This is a genomic window from Chitinivorax sp. PXF-14 (genome assembly GCF_040812015.1).
GTDB lineage: Bacteria > Pseudomonadota > Gammaproteobacteria > Burkholderiales > SCOH01 > JBFNXJ01.
Map to the genome: position 1 here is coordinate 1 of NZ_JBFNXJ010000056.1, position 338 is coordinate 338.

A 338-nucleotide genomic window follows, 5' to 3' on the forward strand; every position below is an offset into this window, starting at 1 on the left:
CCGTACTTGGACATGATGCGCGTGTGCCGGTACAGCGTGCCGCCGGCGCGTTTGTCGCGGAGGATGTGGCGATAGATCGTTTCGTGGCTGATGCTGCACTGCCCCTGCGCCTTGAGGGTAGCGGCGATCTGTTCGGGGCTCCACTTCCTCTGCAACAGGTGCTCCACCGTTTGCCACTGCGCGTCGCTGAACTGGGTTTTCCGGCGTGCGCGGCGGCGCCGGGCGACGGCATACTGCTGGGCTTTGGCTGCGCGGTAGAGGCCATCATGGCGGGTGGCATTACGCGCCAGTTCTCGGCAGATGGTGCTGGGTGAGCGCCCCAGTGCGCGCGCGATGTC

1 protein-coding gene is annotated in these 338 nt (G+C 66.3%); it reads right to left on the reverse strand.

Annotated elements, in window-relative coordinates:
• Positions 1-338 (reverse strand): transposase (locus ABWL39_RS20930; RefSeq protein WP_367796159.1); only part of this gene is annotated, 338 nt, incomplete at both ends.